This is a genomic window from Streptococcus sp. SM5 (genome assembly GCF_027497975.1).
In genome coordinates this window covers 18,791-37,609 of record NZ_JAJNSC010000010.1, presented here as the reverse complement: position 1 = coordinate 37,609, position 18,819 = coordinate 18,791, and the positions used below count along the sequence as shown (strand labels likewise).

Genomic DNA, 18,819 nt, shown 5'->3' with positions numbered 1-18,819 from the left:
AGTTTTAGAAACAAAAAAAGAGCATTTCGCTCTTTCTTCTCCTATTCAGTCTTAGTTTTTTGCTTCTTTCTTTTGGAAAGTGGTTTGGTAATTTACTTTAATCGTTACTGTCATATGAGAGTCCTCGTTTCTTTTTGATGACTCTAGTATAAGGACCAAACCTGAAAGCTAGCTTAAGATTTCCTTATAGAAAGCTTATACTCAATGAAAATCAAAGAGCAAACTAGGAAGCTAGCCGTAGGCAGTACTTGAGTACGGCAAGGCGAAGCTGACGTGGTTTGAATTTGATTTTCGAAGAGTATTAATCTAAATGTTCTTTCTTTTCCATATGAAGGGCAATCATGCGCCATTCTGGATCCTCTTGCCAAGCTTCTATCGAACTAATGTAGCTAGCAACCTTTCTGGCTTCTTCTAAAATTGGAAAATCTTCGATAATATCAGCTACTTGGAACTCTGGAAGTCCTGACTGTCTGGTTCCAAAAATCTCACCTGAACCACGCATTTTCAAATCTTCCTCAGCAAGAACAAATCCATTGGTCGTTTCTGTCATGATGCGCATGCGGTCTTTCCCAGAATCCGTCTTGGGATTGGCAACGAGAACAGCATAGGACTGCTTGTCTCCCCGACCGACACGACCTCTGAGCTGGTGAAGTTGGCTAAGCCCGAAGCGATCGGCATCCATGATAATCATAACGGTCGCATTTGGAACATTAACCCCAACCTCGATAACCGTTGTCGAAACTAGAATATCCGTTTTTCGCTCTTTGAACTCCTGCATAATCTGGTCTTTTTCGTCACTCTTCATCTTACCATGTAGAAGAGCCACCTCTGCCTTACCATCAAAATGAGCCGTCAATTCCTCTGATAAGGCAATGGCATTTTTCAGATCCAGAGCTTCTGATTCTTCAATCAAAGGAGAGATGACGTAAGCTTGAGAACCTTTTTGGATTTCCCCCTCTAACCAAGTCAAGACCTGAGGTAATTGCTCATGTTTGATCCAGCGAGTCACAATAGGCTTCCGTCCTGCTGGCATCTGATCAATAATGGAAACATCCATATCCCCAAATGCTGTGATGGCCAGCGTCCGTGGAATAGGAGTCGCTGTCATCATAAGTACATCTGGATTATCCCCTTTTTCCCGTAAAATACGCCTTTGCCCTACACCAAAGCGGTGCTGCTCATCGATGATAATCAAGCCCAGACGAGCATAATCCACCCCATCCTGAATCAGAGCGTGGGTTCCAATAATCAAATCAGCCTCACCCTTGGCAATAGTCTCCAAGACTCCTCTCTTTTCTGCAGCTTTCAAGGAACCTGTCAAGAGACCGAGTTTTAGGTCTGGGAAGAGACTCTGTAGACTCTCAAAATGTTGCTCTGCGAGAATTTCTGTTGGCACCATGAGAGCAGCCTGGTAGCCAGCTGTCACTGCCGCAAACATGGCCAAGCCAGCGACTACCGTTTTTCCGCTCCCCACATCCCCTTGCAAAAGACGATTCATGTGGTGGTCCGACTTCATGTCGGTCAAAATTTCCTGCAAACTCTTTTCTTGAGCTTGAGTCAGGGCAAAAGGAAGGCTTTCCTTGACTGCTGTCACTTTTTCCTGAGACCAGTTCAGAACCAGACCACTTCCCTGAACTCTATTTTCAGACTTGAGCGTCTGCAACTGCATTTGGAAATAAAAGAGTTCCTCAAACTTGATACGGCGAAGGGCCTGCTTGTATTCTGCCAAATCCTTAGGAAAATGCATGGCACGAACGGCCTGACAACGGGACATGAGTTTGTATTTGTCCAGCAAGGACTGGGGTAGATTTTCCTCTATCAAGAGGTCCAGACCCTGATCAAAGGCCGTTTTGATGACCTTGACCAGACTGGCTTGACTGATTCCCTGAGTCAGACGATAGACAGGCTGGAGGTCATCTTCCACCTGAGCCAGGACCTTCATCCCAGTCAGACTAGCCTTGGCACGGTCCCATTTTCCAAAGACGGCAAGAGTTGCTCCCAACTCTATCTTATCAGCCAGATAGGGCTGGTTAAAGAAATTCACCGCAAAAACAACTTCTCCCTGCTTGAGACTAAAACGCAGTCGACTGCGCTTGAAACCATAATACTGAACACTAGCAGGAGTCACGACTTGACCAGACAAAACCGCCTTTTCTCCGTCTTCCAGCTCCAGCACCTGCTTGGTTTTAAAGTCTTCGTAACGGAAAGGAAAGTAGAGCAAGAGGTCTTGCAAGTTTTCAATTCCTAGTTTGGCGTATTTTTCTGCTGACTTTGGTCCCACACCAGGTAAGACATGCAAGGGTTGATGTAGATTCATGCTCCACTCCTTTCTTTTCTAATAATATTCTCTCGGAATGCGATCGCTGAGGAGACAAACGACCTCGTAGTTAATAGTCCCGCGATAGGTCGCTACCTGAGTTGCTGTGATTTCCTTATCTCCGTTAGAACCAATTAAGGTTACCTTTGTTCCTAAGGGATAAAGCTTAGGCAGACGAATGGTAATTTGGTCCATAGAAACCCGCCCGACTATTGGGCAAGCTTGGCCATCTACCAAGACAGAGAAATTCTGCATGTCTCGTGTCCAACCATCCGCATAGCCGATTGGCACAGTCGCGATGACTTGCTCGCTATCCGCCTGATAGGTAGCTCCGTAGCCCATACAAGCTCCAGCTGGAACTGTCTTGACATGGACCATAGAAGACTCCAAGGTCAAGGCTGGTTTCAAGTCATAGGGCAAGTCCAAGACCGCTCCGCTAGGATTCAGACCATACATAGCATCTCCCATACGAACCGCATTGAAAATAGTCTCTGCATGCCAAAGAGTCGTTGCAGAATTGCTAGCATGAACCAAGTCTGGAAGACCTTTCATACTGGCCAAAATAGTTTTAAACCGTTCTAACTGGACATTAAAGTAGTCATCTGATTCTTCGTCTGCAGTAGCAAAGTGGGTAAAAATCCCTTCAACACTAGCACCGTGTTGTCTGAGCAAGTCTTGAGCCTGCTCAGCTTCACTGGCATCTCGGAAACCAATCCGTCCCATCCCTGAGTCAATCTTGAGATGGACTGTCAATCCAGCTAGGTCCGCTTCCTTATCTAAGAGTGCTTGGATCCACTCCACCCCAGCAACAGTCAAGGTGATGTCGTATTCTTTAGCTAGAGCAACAGCTTCGATGTCAGAAACTCCTAAAATGAGGATTTTCTTACTGAGTCCAGCCTGTCTGAGTTCAATGGCTTCATCGATATTGGAAACGCAAAAGCCATCTACATCATCTTGAATCGCCTTGGCAACGGTAACAGCTCCATGACCATAGGCATTGGCCTTGACCACTGCCCACTTGAGCGTTCCTTCAGGGATATGATTCCCCATTTGCTGAATATTTTGTCGAATAGCTCCCAGATGAATCAGAGCCTTGGTTGGTCTATGTGGACTAGCTTTCATGATTTTCCTCCAAAATGACACTGGCTGTCACAAACTGATCGGTATGGCTGATAGACAGCCAAATCTTTCCTAAAAATGGTGCCTGACTAAAATAAGGCGCCCCGCGTTCATTATTCAAGACTTCCAAATCCTGAAAACCGATTTTTCCAATACCCGTTCCCATAGCCTTGGAAAATGCCTCCTTAGCCGACCAGCGACCAGCTAAATATTCGATTTGTCTGCGCCCTTTAAGACTGTTAAACCGTTCCATTTCCTTAGCGGTCAGCACGCGCTTGGCAAAGCCTTCATGTCGTGTAACTGCTCTTTCTATCGAAGCTAATTCCTCGATATCAATTCCGTGTCCAACTATCATTCTCATCAAAAGGAGTTGAGATTCCCCAACTCCATCCTTTTCACTTATTTTGTCAAGGTAGCGTAAATCTCTTCTACCAAGGCCTCTGTATTCTCCCAACCTAGGCAAGGATCGGTAATGGAACAACCAAAGACCTCTGGTTGGTTTTGACGACCATCTGCTAGGTAAGATTCAATCATAAAGCCTCGAACTATCTTTTTAATCTTCTCATTCCAATCACGATTTTGCAAGGTCTTACGAACCACTCGAATCTGCTCCATATATTGCTTGCCAGAATTATCATGGTTGGTGTCAATGAGGATAAAGGGATTTTCAAGTCCCATGGCTTCATAGCGCTCAATGGCATTCAACAAGGTTTCATAATAAAAGTTAGGCTCATTTTTCCCATATTCATTAACTGCACCACGAAGGATAACGTGGGCCAAGGGATTTCCTGAAGTTTCAACTTCTTGACCATGAAAGAGGAAGGTTTGTTTGTTCTGAGCGGCATAGATACCGTTAAACATGACCCCAAGGTTTCCAGAAGTTGGATTTTTCATCCCCACTGGTGCATCAATTCCTGAAGCCACAAAGCGGTGCTCTTGGTCTTCTACAGAACGAGCCCCAACAGCATGGTAGCTGACCAAATCATCTACCAAAACCAGATTGGACGGATAAAGCATCTCATCTGCCGTTGTCAAACCAGTCTCTGTAATCACGCGGTAGTGCAACTGGCGCACAGCCTGCAAGCCGTTAATCAGGCTTGGAGCCTTAGAAGTATCTGGCTGGTGAACCAAACCTTTATAGCCGTCTCCGTTGGTGCGAGGTTTAGCTGTATAAACACGCATAACCATGAAAATCTTGTCCGCCACCTTCTTCTGCAAGGCGGATAAACGGCGGGCATATTCCAAGACAGCCTCTTCATTGTCAGACGAGCAAGGACCAATCACCAAAAGGATCCGGTCATCTTCTCCTGAAATAATGTCTGCCAATTCTCTATCACGACGCTCCTTTAGTCGCAAGGCTTCCGCAGACAATTGGGTTTCTGCCTTGATTGCTTCAATATCGATTTCTTGACCTTTTTCAATAAATGCCATCTTATTCTCCTAGCGTTTGGTAAATTTCTCTGACAAGGACTTCCGTGTTTTCCCAGCCAAGGCAAGGGTCCGTGATAGACTTGCCAAATACTTCCGGTTCGTTCTGACGGCCGTCTTCTAGATAAGACTCAATCATAAAGCCACGAACGTACTGCTTGATTTTTTCATTCCAATCACGGTTAATCAAGGTCTGGCGGACAATTCGAATCTGATCCATATATTGCTTACCAGAATTGTCATGATTGGTGTCCACAATGATAAAAGGATTTTCCAAGCCCATTTTCTCATATTGAGCAATAGTATCCATCAAATTATCATAGTAGTAGTTAGGAATATTCTTACCATATTCATTGATTGCTCCACGAAGAATGGCGTGCGAAAGCGGGTTCCCAGTTGTTTCCACTTCTTTTCCTAGGAAAAGGAAACTTTGTTTGTTTTGAGCAGCATAAATCCCATTAAACATAACATTGAGATTTCCAGATGTCGGATTTTTAAAACCAGTTGCGAAATCTGCCCCACTTGCCACAAAGCGGTGTTGCTGGTCTTCAACTGAACGGGCACCAACCGCCATGTAAGAAATCAAATCATCTACAAGCGGAAGATTTTCAGGATAAAGCATTTCATCAGCTGTTGTCATACCTGTTTCTGTGATAACACGATAATGAAGATGGCGAACGGCTTTGATTCCATTGATAAGACTAGGCGCTTCTGTCACATTAGGCTGGTGAATCAAGCCCTTATAGCCATCTCCGTTGGTACGAGGTTTGGCAGTATAAACACGCATAACCATAAAGATACGATCTGCCACTTCTTCTTGCAAAGCTGCCAAACGCTTAGCGTACTCAAGAACAGCTTCTTCATTGTCAGATGAGCATGGCCCGATTACCAAGAGAATCCGCTGGTCTTCTCCACGTATAATGGCTTCTAGCTCTTTATCGCGCTGTGATTTTCTCTCCAAAGCTTGGCCTTCTAATTTTGACAAGGCACGAACTTCTTCAATATTAATTTTAGGACTTTTTGCTGTAAATACCATAACTCATCTCCTTATAAATCAAACGGATACCAAGTAAAAATTTACTTTTCACAAGGTATCCGCCTCTAAACTATCTCATTTTATTGTCTTTTACCGTGACAGTTTTTAAACTTCTTACCAGAACCACATGGGCAAAGTTCATTCCGTCCAATCTGGCTCAAATCCAAATCTTCTGGTATATTTGCTTGGTGGGCAGCGATATTACGAGTCGCTGTTGTACTGATATGGTGTTCTGCTTGTGGTCTTTCTTGTTCATGAATTTGTGCTTTCATCATCAAGCGTGTCACATCAAACTCAATCGAACCAATCATGTCATTAAACATACGGAAACCTTCTGCCTGATACTCAACAACAGGGTTGTTCTGAGCATATCCACGAAGTCCAACCGCGTTACGCAATTGATCGAGGGCATCGATATGATCTGTCCACTTGTTATCTACCACTCGTAGAATCAAGACTTTTTGGAATTCTTTGACTGCTTCTTCATCGCGTAATTTTGAAACCTGACTATCGTAAACTTGTAAGGCACGTTGGAAGAGTTCTTCCTTAATGGCCTTATCAGACAAGCCAGACAAGTCTTCCATCGTGATAGAATCTTCTGGAAGCAAGTTGTACTTAGCAAAGTTCAAAATTGCTTCGAGTTTTTCATCTTGTTTGGCACGCGCATGACCATCAACGACACGACCAATCGTGCGTTTAATCATAGCCTGAATTTCAGGTGCCAAGTCACGATCTGCAGTGATGACATCGTAACGTTGAGCATAGATAATCTCACGTTGTTCACGCATGACGTCATCGTATTGAAGGACTTGTTTACGGGTATCGTAGTTATTTCCTTCGACACGTTTTTGCGCTGCTTCAACCTGACGTGTCAACATACGAGACTCAATGGCCTCTTCAGACATGTTGAGACGTTCAAAGATTCCCTTCAAGCGTTCAGAACCAAAACGTTTCATCAAATCATCTTCAAGAGATAGGTAGAATTGTGACTCACCTGGGTCTCCTTGACGACCTGAACGTCCACGAAGCTGGTTATCGATACGACGGCTTTCATGACGTTCTGTACCAATCACACAAAGTCCACCCAATTCGCGAACTCCTTCACCAAGCTTGATGTCGGTACCACGACCGGCCATGTTGGTTGCGATAGTAACAGCACCACGTTGACCAGCATTCATGATGATTTGGGCTTCTTTATAGTGGTTTTTGGCATTTAAGACTTCGTGAGGAACGCCAGCTGCGACTAATTTCTTAGAAATGTAGTCACTAGTTTCAACCGCTACTGTACCAACCAAGACAGGCTGACCTTTTTGGTAACGAGCCTTAACGTCTTCGACAACCGCCTTAAACTTAGCCTCGATACTTGCATAAAGAAGGTCTGAGTGGTCAATACGTTGAACAGGACGGTTTGTTGGGATTGGAATAACACGAATGTTGTAGATTTCACGGAATTCTTCTTCCTCAGTCTTACCTGTACCTGTCATACCAGACAATTTCTTGTACATACGGAAAAGGTTTTGGTAAGTGATTGAGGCAGATGTCTTGGTTTCATCCTGAATTGGCACACCTTCTTTAGCTTCAATGGCTTGGTGCAATCCATCAGAATAACGACGACCTTCCATGGTACGACCTGTAAATTGGTCAACGATCAAGATTTCTTGCTCTTCGCTCACCACATAGTCAATATCGAGAAGCATGATGTAGTTGGCACGAAGGGCGTTATCGATAAAGTGAGTCAGAGCTACGTTTTCGATGTCATAGAGATTGTCAAGTTTGAAGTAGCTTTCAGCCTTGTCAATCCCTGAATCAGACAAACCAATAGTCTTAGACTGCACATCGATGATGTAGTCGTCTTTATCCAAAGATTTCACATAGTGGTCTGCCATGTGATACAACTGACTGGTTTCAACTGCGTTAGCACCTGATACGATCAAAGGTGTACGGGCCTCATCAATCAAGATTGAGTCAACCTCATCGACCAAGGCATAGTTAAGCGGACGTTGTACCATGTTTTCAGCACGGACGACCATGTTATCACGAAGGTAGTCAAATCCGATTTCTGAGTTGGTTGAGTAGGTAATATCACACTCATAGGCTTCTTTTTTCTCCATTGGAGATTTGGCAGCCAAGTTGATTCCTACTGACAAACCAAGCCAAGAGTACAATTCACCCATCTCAGTCGCGTCACGTTCTGATAGGTATTCATTGACTGTAACTACGTGGACCCCTTTACCGGAAAGGGCATTGAGGTATACGGGCATGGTCGCAGTCAAGGTTTTCCCTTCCCCTGTACGCATTTCAGGCACGTCACCATGGTGAAGAACGATTCCCCCCATGACCTGAACCTTATATGGGAAGAGGCCTAGGACACGTTTGGCACCCTCACGGACAACCGCAAATGCTTCATAAAGCAGTGAATCCAGTGATTCTCCATTTTGATAACGTTCTTTAAATTCAACTGTTTTTGCTTTTAGTTGGTCGTCAGTCAAAGCAGCCATTTGGTCTTCATATTTGAAAACTTTGTCAGCCATCTTTTCCAGACGACGGATTTCTCCTTTATCATTTTCGATAATTGTTTTTAAAATATTAGCCATGTTTTTCCTTACTTTAAATTCCGAATATTTTAGAATGTTCTTTTAATTTTAGCACAATTACTGATTATTTTCAAGGAAGAATCCCCATTTTGAAAAGGAAAAAGAGGCTAGTTTCCAAGCTAACCTCTCTGACTTTTATGATACTTTAATTGCCAAAAATCGGCAAAATGGCAAATAGGATAAATAGATTAATCCAAAGAGAAAAACAGCAGATCAATCCAAAAACAAAGAGACTGACTTTCTTGGACAGCAAGGCCATCAAAATAGACAGAATACCAAAAACTAGCAAGACTTTCTGTATGCTGAAGAGGTCAATCTTTCCCCCCAGAATCGGACTGCCCCAAGGAAGAAAGAAGAAAGCAATCCAGATCAACAGAACTAAACCAATATAGACCTTAGAATAGCGTGTAATAAATGATTTTAGATGTGCCATAAGCTACCTCCTATAAATAGAAACCGATATAAATCAATATCTTCCGCCTTTAGACTTCCCTAGTTCCCGTCTCAAGCGAAACATTTTTTTGAAAAAGATGTAGTCTAGCCAGTCACTTCCTAGGGATAGGACTATCAACAGCAACCAAACACCCCAAGCACTCATATCTGATTCATGTTTGAGAACAATAGGGAAAAATAAGAATGAAAAAATTGTCAGATCCAGACTAAACAGAGCTAAAAGGGAAAAATAAATCCAGTAGAAATAGTAGATGATGGGGAAAAACTTACTGTTTCTATCAGCATTGTCTATCCAATAGAAAAAGTAAAAACAAGGAAATAAGAGTATCAATTGATTAAACGACAGTTTCATTATCGACACCTCTCTTTGTTAGCGTTTTCTTCACCTTCATTCTATCAAAAAAATCTGGAAATGTCATTCCAGATTCTACTTTTTTATTTGCGTTTTCTTGCGATGAGATGGATTGGAGTTCCCTCAAAGACAAAGGCCTTGCGGATTTGATTTTCCAAGAAACGCAGGTAAGAAAAGTGCATAAGTTCTTCTTCATTGACAAAGATAACAAAGGTTGGTGGTTTAGTTGCCACTTGAGTCGCATAGAAAATCTTAAGACGTTTTCCTTTGTCTGTCGGTGTTGGGTTAATGGCAATAGCATCCATGATCACATCGTTCAAGACAGCTGATGGAATACGTGTATTTTGACTTTCACTGATTTGCTTAATCATCTCAGGAAGTTTGTGGAGGCGTTGCTTGGTCAAAGCTGATACAAAGATAATCGGTGCGTAAGGCAGGTATTGGAACTGCTCACGGATATCTTCTTCCCAGTTTTTCATAGTATGGTTGTCTTTTTCAAGAGTATCCCACTTGTTGACCACGATAATCATTCCTTTACCAGCTTCATGGGCAAATCCTGCGATACGCTTGTCGTATTCACGGATGCCCTCTTCCGCATTGATGACCATCAAGACCACATCTGACCGGTCAATAGCTCGCATGGCACGCATAACAGAGTATTTCTCAGTATTTTCATAAACCTTACCAGATTTACGCATACCAGCCGTATCAATCATGGTAAACTCTTGGCCATCTGTATCTGTAAAGTGGGTGTCAATGGCGTCACGAGTTGTTCCAGCAACAGGACTGGCAATGACACGGTCTTCTCCCAAAATAGCGTTAATCAAGCTTGATTTTCCAACGTTAGGACGACCAATCAAGCTAAACTTAATCACATCTGGATTTTCTTCTTCATATTCATTTGGAAGATTTTCTACGATGGCATCTAGCACATCTCCTGTACCGATACCATGGACAGATGAGATAGGCAATGGTTCACCCAAACCAAGAGCATAGAAATCATAGATATCATTTCGCATCTCAGGGTTGTCCACCTTGTTAACCGCGAGGATAACTGGTTTGTGGGTCTTATAAAGCTTACGAGCTACGTATTCATCCGCATCGGTAATTCCTTCCTTACCAGACACGACAAAGACGATAACATCGGCTTCTTCCATAGCAATTTCTGCCTGGTGCTTGATTTGTTCCATGAAAGGAGCATCGACATCATCGATTCCTCCTGTATCAATCATGCTAAAGGAACGATTGAGCCACTCACCCGTTGCATAGATACGGTCACGTGTCACTCCTTCGACATCTTCTACAATGGAGATTCGCTCACCAGCGATCCGATTAAATAGGGTTGATTTCCCAACATTGGGACGTCCTACAATGGCAATAGTTGGTAGGGCCATAATTTCTCACTTTCTACAATAACTTCTTCTGTTCAAGATTTTTTCTAGTTGAGCTTGGTTCAGCTTGACCAAACTGTTCTGCTAGGCGCTGACTCCAGCTTGTTGTCGCACGCGCCCCAGCATAGTCCGCCTGTACACGGTCATAAGCCTCAATCACATCAACTGTTTGTTCCTGATATTCTTCCTCAAAAACCACCTGATTCAATGGCAAGCGAGGTTTGACTTCATGTTCTTCATTTGGAAGACCCAGTGCCATCCCAAAGACAGGATAGGTGTAGTCAGGCAGGTTAAAGAGCTCTGCCACTTCTTCTGACTTGTAACGCACCAAGCCAATAATGACACCTCCATAGCCCAAACTTTCAGCTGCCAGCAGGGCATTTTGACCAGCAAGGGCCGCATCGACCGAACTAATCAAGAGACCTTCCACACCTTGGGGTTGGAATGAGTCTGTATGAAGTCGGGCTCCCTTTTCTGCTCGGTTCAAATCTCCAACAAAGAGAAGAAAAACAGCTGACTGGCGAATGGCTTCTTGAGGTACCAATTCATACAAGGCATCTTTCTTCTCTTGACTTCGTACCACAATCACAGAGTAGGATTGGAAATTCTTCCAAGACGAGGCCATTTGAGCTGCTCTCAGGATATCAGTCAAGTCTTCCTGAGGAAGAGCTTGCTCTTTAAATCTTCGAACAGACTTATGAGCTTTCATCAGTTTAATCGTTTCTGTCATCGACGGTTTACTCCTTCTAAACGAGTCTCCTCAGCCAAATAACGGATGCGTTCCATGACCCGTCTGGCTTCCCAGGTTTCGTCATTTCCATGTTTCCCTTTAGCGAAATGCAGCTCCAATTCTTCAAAGTTGAAGTTGGATGTGAAAAAGGTCGGTAAATTTTCCTGCATCCGATATTGGAGAATGACTTGCAGGATTTCATCCCGTACCCAAGCTGTTGATTGCTCGGCACCAATATCATCTAAAATCAGGACTTCAGACAGCTTAATCTCATCCACCAAGGTCTTGACATTGCCATCACCGATAGCATTTTTGACATCAATGACAAAGCTAGGATAGTGGAGGAGAGTTGATGAAACACCACGTTTTTCTGATAAATCATGGGCTAAGGCAGCCACCATGAAACTTTTACCCACACCAAAGTCTCCATAGAGATAGAGACCTTTTCGAATGGCTGGATATTGCTCCACGAAGGCTAATAACTTTTCAAAAACTGGCAAGCGACCCAAATCATCCAAATCTACTTGAGCCAAACTAGCTTGCTTGAGACTGGCTGGCAGATTAATTAACTTGAGGCGGTTCTTAATAGCCGCTTCTTTTTCCGCTGCGATTAGCTCAGGAGTTTCTTCATAAGAAACATCCGCATAGCCATGATTCATAACCAAAATAGGCTTGTAGCCTTTGGCAATATAATCCGTATCCCCACGGAGAAACTTGTCACGCTCGGTGATGTACTGATTAAACTTGGAGATACTGCGATTTAATTCCTCTGGAGTAAGGGATTCTTGCTGGATAAAGGCCGCAACATCAGGGTCCTTCATGATTTTCTGGACCAAATCTTGATAATGAAAACGGCTGGGTTGACGTTTGAGTACGTCTCCGACACTTTCCATCTAATCTCCTCCTTTTTCTAATCGAGCTAATAGTTCTTGTTTCTTACGTTCTAGTTCCAGACGAGTTTCCTCGCTGGTTTCATTCTTATAATCTGGGTTGCTCCACTTGGGTACATTGGACTTAGCAGGACTAGGGGTACTGCTTTTTTGAGCCTGATTCTTCTGCCCTCGCTCACGGATTCGTAAGACTGCCTCTTCTGCCGAATGAATCTTTTGATAGGCATAGTCATTGGCCACCTTCATGGCATATTTCTCATTGATATTTGCCGAATCAACCTTATTAAAGGTCAATAAGAGAATAATATTGATTACTTCATCCAGCAAGCCCAAACCAGCCATCTGTTGCAAGAGTTCTCTTTCTGTTTGGGTAATGGTTCCCTTGCGTGTCTGCTTGATTTCTGCCAAAAACTGCAGAGCAGTCTTACTTTTGGCTTCTTTGATAATAGTCGTTTCCTTAGGACTAAAGTCAGAGGAAACTGGTTTTTGAGCGATTTTTTCCCGCATGCGTTTGGTTGAAATGACCTGGGAAACAGCTGTTGACTTGGCCAACTGATAGGTCTCAAACCAGGTCCACTTCTTCTCCTCCGCAATGGCAAACAGGTTCAAGACATCGGACTGTTCATCCGCAAAACGAAGCCCATCTCGAGTCATGAGCTGACGAAAATGGTCCAAGTCAAAATCGTTGGCTACTTTCTTCCTGATACCAAGGTCTTCTTGACTACCTAGTTCTGCCAAATCTGGAAAGACTTGATTGAGCGAGACAGGTATTTCTTCTCCCTCAGCACTCTCAACTTTCAAATCCTCCACCGCTGCATCGCCAATCTTTTTCTCCAAAAGTCTGCGATAAACAGGATGCTCCAAGAACTCCTGACTCGAGAGAGGAGCATGGATAGCTAGCTGATAAACGTCCCCCTTTTGATAGAGGGTCAAGAGATTGAAAGCAGATAGGATTTTCAAGGATTTTATCAGTCTATCCATCCCAAAGTTGAGATGGTTGAGAATGCTTGAAAAGAGGTATTCCTTTCTGCCATTATCCCAAAAACTAATCGTATAAAGATAAAGGCTCAGTGCCTCCTGACCGATAATCGGGAGGTAGCACTGTACCAGAGATGAGGTATCTTGCGACACCCGATTATTCTTTAGATAAGAAAAACGGTCAATTGGCTTCATTTATCTTTCCTTTTTCTTTTTAGAGGACTGGGTGATTTGTTGGAGCAGGCTCTCTAGCTCACTGACATCCTTAAAACTACGATAGACACTGGCAAAACGCACATAGGTAATCTCATCCAACTCAGCCAACTCCTCCATGACGAGTGAACCAATGTCCTCACTTTGAATTTCATTTTCATTTCGACCACGGAGTTTCTGTTCGATACGATTGACTACCATGTTGATTTCATCACTTGACACAGGACGTTTCTGGGCTGAGCGGATAATTCCATTAAAGATTTTATCTCTGGAGAATTGTTCCCGTGTGCCATCTTTTTTAACAACAACTAAGGTTCTTTCTTCTACCCGTTCGTAGGTTGTAAAACGGTGTTGGCATTCATCGCACTCACGTCTTCTACGAATGGTGTTCCCTTCTTCTGCTTGGCGACTATCGATAACACTTGACTTGGTAGCCCCACATTTTGGACAACGCATCCTTTCCCTCCTTATCGTTTTCTTTTCATTATACCATTTTTTAAGCGATTCCCAAAACAATTCTTCTTTTTGCTTGACAAGTTTTTTGTTTTGTTGTATTATTTAATTAAGACAAAAGGATAAAAGAAAGGAGACCAAGATGTCCTGGACATTTGACAACAAAAAACCCATCTATTTACAGATTATGGAGAAAATCAAGCTTCAGATTGTTTCCCATACACTGGAACCCAATCAACAACTTCCAACCGTGAGAGAGCTGGCTAGCGAGGCTGGTGTCAATCCAAACACCATCCAAAGAGCCTTGTCAGACCTTGAACGAGAAGGATTTGTCTACAGCAAGCGCACAACTGGACGATTTGTGACTGAGGATAAGGAACTGATCGCCCAATCGCGCAAACAATTATCAGAAGAAGAATTGGAACACTTCGTTTCCTCCATGACCCATTTTGGCTATGAAAAAGAAGAACTACCAGGCGTAGTCGGCGATTATATTAAAGGAGTTTAAGCCTATGTCATTACTAGCATTTGAAAATGTATCCAAATCTTATGGAGCAACCCCAGCCCTTGAAAATGTTTCCCTTGACATCCCAGCTGGGAAAATTGTTGGTCTCCTTGGGCCAAATGGCTCAGGAAAAACAACCCTGATTAAACTAATCAATGGCCTCTTGCAACCAGATCAAGGACGTGTCCTTATCAACGACATGGACCCAAGCCCAGCAACCAAGGCCATCGTAGCTTATTTGCCGGATACGACCTATCTCAATGAGCAAATGAAGGTCAAAGAAGCCCTAACCTACTTCAAGACCTTCTATAAAGATTTCAATCTTGAACGCGCCCATCATCTACTTGCAGACCTGGGCATTGATGAAAATAGTCGTCTCAAAAAACTATCAAAAGGAAACAAGGAAAAGGTACAACTGATTTTGGTTATGAGCCGTGATGCTCGTCTCTATGTTCTAGACGAACCAATTGGCGGGGTGGACCCAGCAGCCCGTGAGTATATCCTCAATACTATCATCAACAACTACTCCCCAACTTCTACCGTTTTGATTTCTACCCATTTGATTTCTGATATCGAGCCAATCTTAGATGAAATTGTCTTCCTGAAGGATGGAAAAGTCGTTCGTCAAGGTAATGTAGATGATATTCGCTATGAGTCAGGTGAATCCATTGACCAACTCTTCCGTCAGGAATTTAAGGCCTAAGCAAAGGAGATTATTATGTTTTGGAATTTAGTTCGCTACGAATTTAAAAATGTTAACAAGTGGTATTTAGCCCTTTACGCTGCTGTTCTAGTCCTTTCCGTTCCTCTAGGAATGCAAGGACACTACTATTCTTATGTATCTTTCAAAGATAGCCAACCTTTCCTATTTGTCTTTCTGGCTCTCGTCTTTGGTGGCTTGATAATTACACTTGGGATTTCAACTCTTTTCTTGATTATCAAACGCTTCAAAGGAAGTGTATATGACCGCCAAGGCTATCTGACTTTGACCTTGCCAGTTTCTGAGCACTATATCATCACAGCTAAATTAGTCGGAGCCTTTATCTGGTCTATACTTAGCTCAGCTGTACTAGCTCTAAGTGCTTTTCTTATTGTGACTATAACGGTTCCAGAATGGATGTCAAATTATGACTTTATTCCACTTGTAAGAACATACCTTCCTCAACTCTCTCTTGTGGGGTTATCATTCCTACTAAATACCATTTCTGGAATCCTCTGCATCTACTTGGCTATTTCCATCGGACAACTTTTCAACGAATACCGCACAGCACTCGCTGTTGCAGCCTACATTGGTATCCAAATCGTCATTGGCTTTATTGAAGTCTTCTTCAATACCAGTGCTAACTTCTATGTCAATTCACTTGCAGGATTTAATGATAATTTCTATATGGGAGCAAGTACGGGCATTTTTGAAGAACTCATATTCATAGCTATTTTTTACCTCGGAACCTACTATATTTTGAAAAACAAGGTTAACTTACAATAGTTTTAAAGTCTAGCGACAATAACTCGCTAGACTTTTTTCGTTCTCAGAACTTTCATTTTTATATGACGTATTTGATAAAAAGGAGTATAATAACTTTAAAACTGATTACATGTATATCGATAAGGAGGTCAACTCTTTATGCTGAGAAGATTTGTTACCAAGAAACACCTCGTACTTTACTTCTTTTCTATTGCCATTACTTGGCTGGAAGCAATTATCACACCAGCCCTTGTTCAGAATATTGTTGCTAGTTTTACCAATCAAGAACTAGGCCTTCTTTGGAAAGTTTTGATTTTAGGAATCCTTGGTAATCTCATCCTCCTACTGGGTTTGGCTGGGAAACGCTATTACTACTCCCGTTTGATTACTGATTTTAAATATGGAATCAAGAGTGCTATTTTCAAGCGATTTTTAAACAGTTATGAGATTGATGAAAAGGATATTTTGTCTGACCTAGAAAACGACGTCAAGCAACTAGAAGAAAGCTATATTGAGCCAACGGTCATCATCATTTCTTCTCTGGGCTTTACCACTGTATCTATTCTCTATGCCCTGTGGACCAATTTTTACCTAGGCTTGATTTTCATCCTCTTCTACTCCTTTCCTGTCCTCTGCAGTGCTATAGGATCCAAGCGTTTGGATTCACTTTCTGAAAAGCGGTCCACTGTTAACCAGAGCTACTTAGCAAGCTTGACAAATTTTATTGGTGGTAGCCAACAAATTCGCCATTATCAAGGACAGGACTTCTTTTTTGATCGCTACCAAAAGCAATTACAAACCAGTCTAGATGCCGAAATCAACTATGAAAAACAACGCACTTTAAACAGTCTCTTGATCAATAGCATCGATGCCTTTTGTTCTGTCACACCAATCGTCATCGGTGGCTTTATGACCTACTATAATTATTTAGATGCGGCTAGTTTTGTAGCTATCTATCTGGTTTCCCATAATATCGGCTATCAATTCCAAGAGTTAGCCTACTTTACCAACACCCGAAAAGCGAATCGAACTCTTCTCAACAAATACCAAAAACTTTTGGATCAGTCTGACTCCATCTCGCCTAGAAGCATAGAAAATATTTTCCCTATCCAGCTTAACACCATCTCCCTAGAAAAAGATGGGAATAGCCTCCTGTCTCCGATTTCCATGCACATCAAGCAAGGAGAAAAAATTGCCATTATCGGGGAAAGCGGCTCTGGTAAGACGACCCTGCTCAATATCATTCATGGAGAAGAGACACCGACAAGTGGTCAGATTAGCTTTGCTGGTCAAAACCTGTCACGTCAAGAAATCACAAACTTTAGTTCCTATATCCTCCAAGATAGCCATTACTTTGACACGCTATCTCTGGAAGACAATATTCTTCTAGGACTGGATAAAAAACAAGAGACTTTAAATCATATCCTCAAAAAAACAGGATTAGAACATTTGAAAAATCGACCCCTCAGCAATGATAGTCTATCTGGTGGCGAGAAGCAACGCCTAGAAATCGCTCGCGCCCTCTACCATGATAGCCAACTCATCTTAGCAGATGAGATTAAGGCCAATCTTGACTTGGAAAATAGCAGAAAGATTAGCAACTTGCTCTTCTCCCTACCTCAAACAGTCATTGAAGTCATTCACCACTACACAGAAGAAGACTTAAAACACTACGACCAAGTCATTCACTTAAGCAAAGAAAAGTAATAGTCTATAACATACGATTTGAAAAAGCAAGGAACCCGAATTCCTTGCTTTTTAACTCAATATCAAACTAGCTACGATAGGGCTGACAAAGACATAGAGAATACCTGTGACACCGATAGCCAAACCACCCATGGCTCCTGCTACAGAGCCGTATCGAAAGGCTGTTCCTGTTCCGACTGCATGACCTGTTCCTCCAAGAGAAAGACCAACAGCTACTGGGTCGTCAATTTTCAACCACTTCAAAAGGGTTGGTCCGATAACACTGGTTAAAATCCCAGTTGCTACTACAACCACCAAAGTCACGGTCGTCAAGCCTTGCAATTTTTCTGTGATTCCCACTGCCATGGCGGTTGTTACTGACTTGGGAAAGAGAGAAATGGCTAGGAAAAAGTCCATGCCAAATATTTTCGCCACAAGGGCTGTGAAAGAGGTATTGACAACTACTGCTAACAGACTACCAAAGAGAATACTCCGAGCATGGTGCTTCATCAAGTGAAAACTCTTATAAAGCGGAATCCCTAGGGCCACGGTCGATGGGACAATCAAGTTGTTCAGATAAACCCCACCTTGGTAGTAATCTTGGTAAGAAATCCCCGTCACCTTTAGAAAGATGATAATAAAAACAGCTGACAAAAGCAAGGGCGTTGTCAATGGATGGGGAAAACGTCTGTAAATCAGCATTCCCACTAGATAGGCTAAGATAGACAGGGCCAGCCCAAACAGGGGATTGGAAACAAATTCACTCATTTAGCATCTCCTTTATCATAATCTCCCTCAAACCGTCGTTTGATAAACTGAACCACCAAGGCTATGAGGATAATATTGATGACTGCTGCAAAAAAGACAATCAAAACAATTGGCAAAAGATAGGGAGCAATCACATCAAACTTCTCCATGATTCCCACTGCTGGCGGTAAAAAGAGAATGGTCATATTGGCCAGCAAGAAATTCCCCACCATGTTGACATGCCTAGTTCTCAGCCACTTGAATTGTAGGGCTAGAAAAAGAATAATCAAACCGATAATACTGCCTGGGATGGGCAAATGAAAGAAACTAGAGATTCCCTCTCCGATTAGAGAAATCACAAAGAGAATCATTAATTGAACATATAATTTCATCCTAAACTCCACGAAATAGACTTCTTGCATACCAGTTTACTCTTTTTTCAGAAAATTTCAAGGAAATGCA

At 42.7% G+C, this 18,819-nt stretch carries 19 protein-coding genes; 4 read left to right on the top strand and 15 right to left on the bottom strand.

Features of this window, described 5'->3' with window-relative positions:
- Nucleotides 1-301 precede the first annotated feature (301 nt).
- From recG to nrdR, 13 genes are all read right to left on the bottom strand, one after another.
- On the bottom strand, nucleotides 302-2,317 hold the full coding sequence (gene recG, locus PAN07_RS08965; RefSeq protein ID WP_269797710.1) for an ATP-dependent DNA helicase RecG: 2,016 nt from the start codon (nucleotides 2,315-2,317) through the stop codon (nucleotides 302-304).
- A gap of 18 nt (nucleotides 2,318-2,335) precedes the next feature.
- Nucleotides 2,336-3,439, bottom strand: a complete 1,104-nt coding sequence (alr, locus tag PAN07_RS08960; protein ID WP_261228737.1) for an alanine racemase — start codon at nucleotides 3,437-3,439, stop codon at nucleotides 2,336-2,338.
- Nucleotides 3,429-3,791, bottom strand: a complete 363-nt coding sequence (acpS, locus tag PAN07_RS08955) for a holo-ACP synthase (protein ID WP_261228738.1) — start codon at nucleotides 3,789-3,791, stop codon at nucleotides 3,429-3,431. The genes alr and acpS overlap by 11 nt, the downstream gene beginning before the upstream one ends.
- Before the next feature lie 44 nt (nucleotides 3,792-3,835).
- Nucleotides 3,836-4,867 carry a 3-deoxy-7-phosphoheptulonate synthase gene (locus tag PAN07_RS08950; RefSeq protein WP_042900513.1) on the bottom strand — a complete coding sequence of 344 codons (1,032 nt, stop codon included), beginning with the start codon at nucleotides 4,865-4,867 and terminating at the stop codon, nucleotides 3,836-3,838.
- A 1-nt stretch (nucleotide 4,868) separates the two neighbouring features.
- Nucleotides 4,869-5,900, bottom strand: a complete 1,032-nt coding sequence (locus tag PAN07_RS08945; protein WP_084861744.1) for a 3-deoxy-7-phosphoheptulonate synthase — start codon at nucleotides 5,898-5,900, stop codon at nucleotides 4,869-4,871.
- Between the two features lie 80 nt (nucleotides 5,901-5,980).
- Complete coding sequence (secA, locus tag PAN07_RS08940; RefSeq protein WP_004258556.1) at nucleotides 5,981-8,494, bottom strand: preprotein translocase subunit SecA; 2,514 nt, start codon at nucleotides 8,492-8,494, stop codon at nucleotides 5,981-5,983.
- Between the two features lie 145 nt (nucleotides 8,495-8,639).
- Nucleotides 8,640-8,927 (bottom strand): hypothetical protein, encoded by a 288-nt coding sequence (locus PAN07_RS08935; protein WP_050251535.1) that lies wholly within the window; start codon nucleotides 8,925-8,927, stop codon nucleotides 8,640-8,642.
- A gap of 33 nt (nucleotides 8,928-8,960) precedes the next feature.
- A complete protein-coding gene (locus PAN07_RS08930) occupies nucleotides 8,961-9,299 on the bottom strand; it encodes a hypothetical protein (protein ID WP_084861742.1) in 339 nt (112 codons plus the stop codon).
- An 83-nt stretch (nucleotides 9,300-9,382) separates the two neighbouring features.
- Nucleotides 9,383-10,693 (bottom strand): ribosome biogenesis GTPase Der, encoded by a 1,311-nt coding sequence (gene der / locus PAN07_RS08925; RefSeq protein WP_001207696.1) that lies wholly within the window; start codon nucleotides 10,691-10,693, stop codon nucleotides 9,383-9,385.
- A 13-nt stretch (nucleotides 10,694-10,706) separates the two neighbouring features.
- A complete protein-coding gene (locus tag PAN07_RS08920; RefSeq protein WP_084861739.1) occupies nucleotides 10,707-11,420 on the bottom strand; it encodes an NADPH-dependent oxidoreductase in 714 nt (237 codons plus the stop codon).
- Nucleotides 11,417-12,313, bottom strand: coding sequence for a primosomal protein DnaI (dnaI, locus tag PAN07_RS08915; protein ID WP_016398880.1), 897 nt, complete (start codon nucleotides 12,311-12,313; stop codon nucleotides 11,417-11,419). The genes PAN07_RS08920 and dnaI overlap by 4 nt, the downstream gene beginning before the upstream one ends.
- Nucleotides 12,314-13,483 carry a replication initiation and membrane attachment family protein gene (locus tag PAN07_RS08910; RefSeq protein ID WP_265465321.1) on the bottom strand — a complete coding sequence of 390 codons (1,170 nt, stop codon included), beginning with the start codon at nucleotides 13,481-13,483 and terminating at the stop codon, nucleotides 12,314-12,316.
- Nucleotides 13,484-13,957: a transcriptional regulator NrdR gene (gene nrdR, locus PAN07_RS08905; RefSeq protein WP_001203672.1), complete on the bottom strand. Its 474-nt coding sequence runs from the start codon at nucleotides 13,955-13,957 to the stop codon at nucleotides 13,484-13,486.
- Between the two features lie 139 nt (nucleotides 13,958-14,096).
- On the opposite strand from nrdR, the gene PAN07_RS08900 reads away from it, so the two are divergent.
- The 4 genes from PAN07_RS08900 to PAN07_RS08885 all read left to right on the top strand — a co-directional run bounded on the left by PAN07_RS08900 (nucleotide 14,097) and on the right by PAN07_RS08885 (nucleotide 17,631).
- Entirely contained in the window at nucleotides 14,097-14,462 is a 366-nt protein-coding gene (locus PAN07_RS08900) for a GntR family transcriptional regulator (protein WP_000119149.1), read from the top strand.
- 4 nt (nucleotides 14,463-14,466) lie between these two features.
- On the top strand, nucleotides 14,467-15,162 hold the full coding sequence (locus tag PAN07_RS08895) for an ABC transporter ATP-binding protein (RefSeq protein ID WP_000054197.1): 696 nt from the start codon (nucleotides 14,467-14,469) through the stop codon (nucleotides 15,160-15,162).
- Between the two features lie 15 nt (nucleotides 15,163-15,177).
- Nucleotides 15,178-15,945 carry a hypothetical protein gene (locus tag PAN07_RS08890; RefSeq protein WP_084861735.1) on the top strand — a complete coding sequence of 256 codons (768 nt, stop codon included), beginning with the start codon at nucleotides 15,178-15,180 and terminating at the stop codon, nucleotides 15,943-15,945.
- Between the two features lie 138 nt (nucleotides 15,946-16,083).
- Nucleotides 16,084-17,631, top strand: a complete 1,548-nt coding sequence (locus PAN07_RS08885) for an ABC transporter ATP-binding protein (protein ID WP_269797709.1) — start codon at nucleotides 16,084-16,086, stop codon at nucleotides 17,629-17,631.
- A 51-nt stretch (nucleotides 17,632-17,682) separates the two neighbouring features.
- On the opposite strand, the gene PAN07_RS08880 is transcribed toward PAN07_RS08885, so the two are convergent.
- Complete coding sequence (locus PAN07_RS08880) at nucleotides 17,683-18,378, bottom strand: LrgB family protein (protein ID WP_001288952.1); 696 nt, start codon at nucleotides 18,376-18,378, stop codon at nucleotides 17,683-17,685.
- Nucleotides 18,375-18,749 carry a CidA/LrgA family protein gene (locus PAN07_RS08875; RefSeq protein WP_084946844.1) on the bottom strand — a complete coding sequence of 125 codons (375 nt, stop codon included), beginning with the start codon at nucleotides 18,747-18,749 and terminating at the stop codon, nucleotides 18,375-18,377. Before PAN07_RS08875 ends, PAN07_RS08880 begins: the two co-directional genes overlap by 4 nt.
- Between the last annotated feature and the right edge of the window lie 70 nt (nucleotides 18,750-18,819).

Coding starts and splice junctions, on each gene's coding strand:
- nrdR (WP_001203672.1), bottom strand. CDS start 13,957: ATGCGTTGTCCAAAATGTGGGGCTACCAAGTCAAGTGTTATCGATAGT.
- PAN07_RS08950 (WP_042900513.1), bottom strand. CDS start 4,867: ATGGCATTTATTGAAAAAGGTCAAGAAATCGATATTGAAGCAATCAAG.
- PAN07_RS08880 (WP_001288952.1), bottom strand. CDS start 18,378: ATGAGTGAATTTGTTTCCAATCCCCTGTTTGGGCTGGCCCTGTCTATC.
- PAN07_RS08945 (WP_084861744.1), bottom strand. CDS start 5,900: ATGGTATTTACAGCAAAAAGTCCTAAAATTAATATTGAAGAAGTTCGT.
- PAN07_RS08910 (WP_265465321.1), bottom strand. CDS start 13,483: ATGAAGCCAATTGACCGTTTTTCTTATCTAAAGAATAATCGGGTGTCG.
- PAN07_RS08890 (WP_084861735.1), top strand. CDS start 15,178: ATGTTTTGGAATTTAGTTCGCTACGAATTTAAAAATGTTAACAAGTGG.
- PAN07_RS08920 (WP_084861739.1), bottom strand. CDS start 11,420: ATGACAGAAACGATTAAACTGATGAAAGCTCATAAGTCTGTTCGAAGA.
- alr (WP_261228737.1), bottom strand. CDS start 3,439: ATGAAAGCTAGTCCACATAGACCAACCAAGGCTCTGATTCATCTGGGA.
- dnaI (WP_016398880.1), bottom strand. CDS start 12,313: ATGGAAAGTGTCGGAGACGTACTCAAACGTCAACCCAGCCGTTTTCAT.
- recG (WP_269797710.1), bottom strand. CDS start 2,317: ATGAATCTACATCAACCCTTGCATGTCTTACCTGGTGTGGGACCAAAG.
- der (WP_001207696.1), bottom strand. CDS start 10,693: ATGGCCCTACCAACTATTGCCATTGTAGGACGTCCCAATGTTGGGAAA.
- acpS (WP_261228738.1), bottom strand. CDS start 3,791: ATGATAGTTGGACACGGAATTGATATCGAGGAATTAGCTTCGATAGAA.
- PAN07_RS08895 (WP_000054197.1), top strand. CDS start 14,467: ATGTCATTACTAGCATTTGAAAATGTATCCAAATCTTATGGAGCAACC.
- PAN07_RS08930 (WP_084861742.1), bottom strand. CDS start 9,299: ATGAAACTGTCGTTTAATCAATTGATACTCTTATTTCCTTGTTTTTAC.
- PAN07_RS08935 (WP_050251535.1), bottom strand. CDS start 8,927: ATGGCACATCTAAAATCATTTATTACACGCTATTCTAAGGTCTATATT.
- PAN07_RS08900 (WP_000119149.1), top strand. CDS start 14,097: ATGTCCTGGACATTTGACAACAAAAAACCCATCTATTTACAGATTATG.
- PAN07_RS08875 (WP_084946844.1), bottom strand. CDS start 18,749: ATGAAATTATATGTTCAATTAATGATTCTCTTTGTGATTTCTCTAATC.
- PAN07_RS08885 (WP_269797709.1), top strand. CDS start 16,084: ATGCTGAGAAGATTTGTTACCAAGAAACACCTCGTACTTTACTTCTTT.
- secA (WP_004258556.1), bottom strand. CDS start 8,494: ATGGCTAATATTTTAAAAACAATTATCGAAAATGATAAAGGAGAAATC.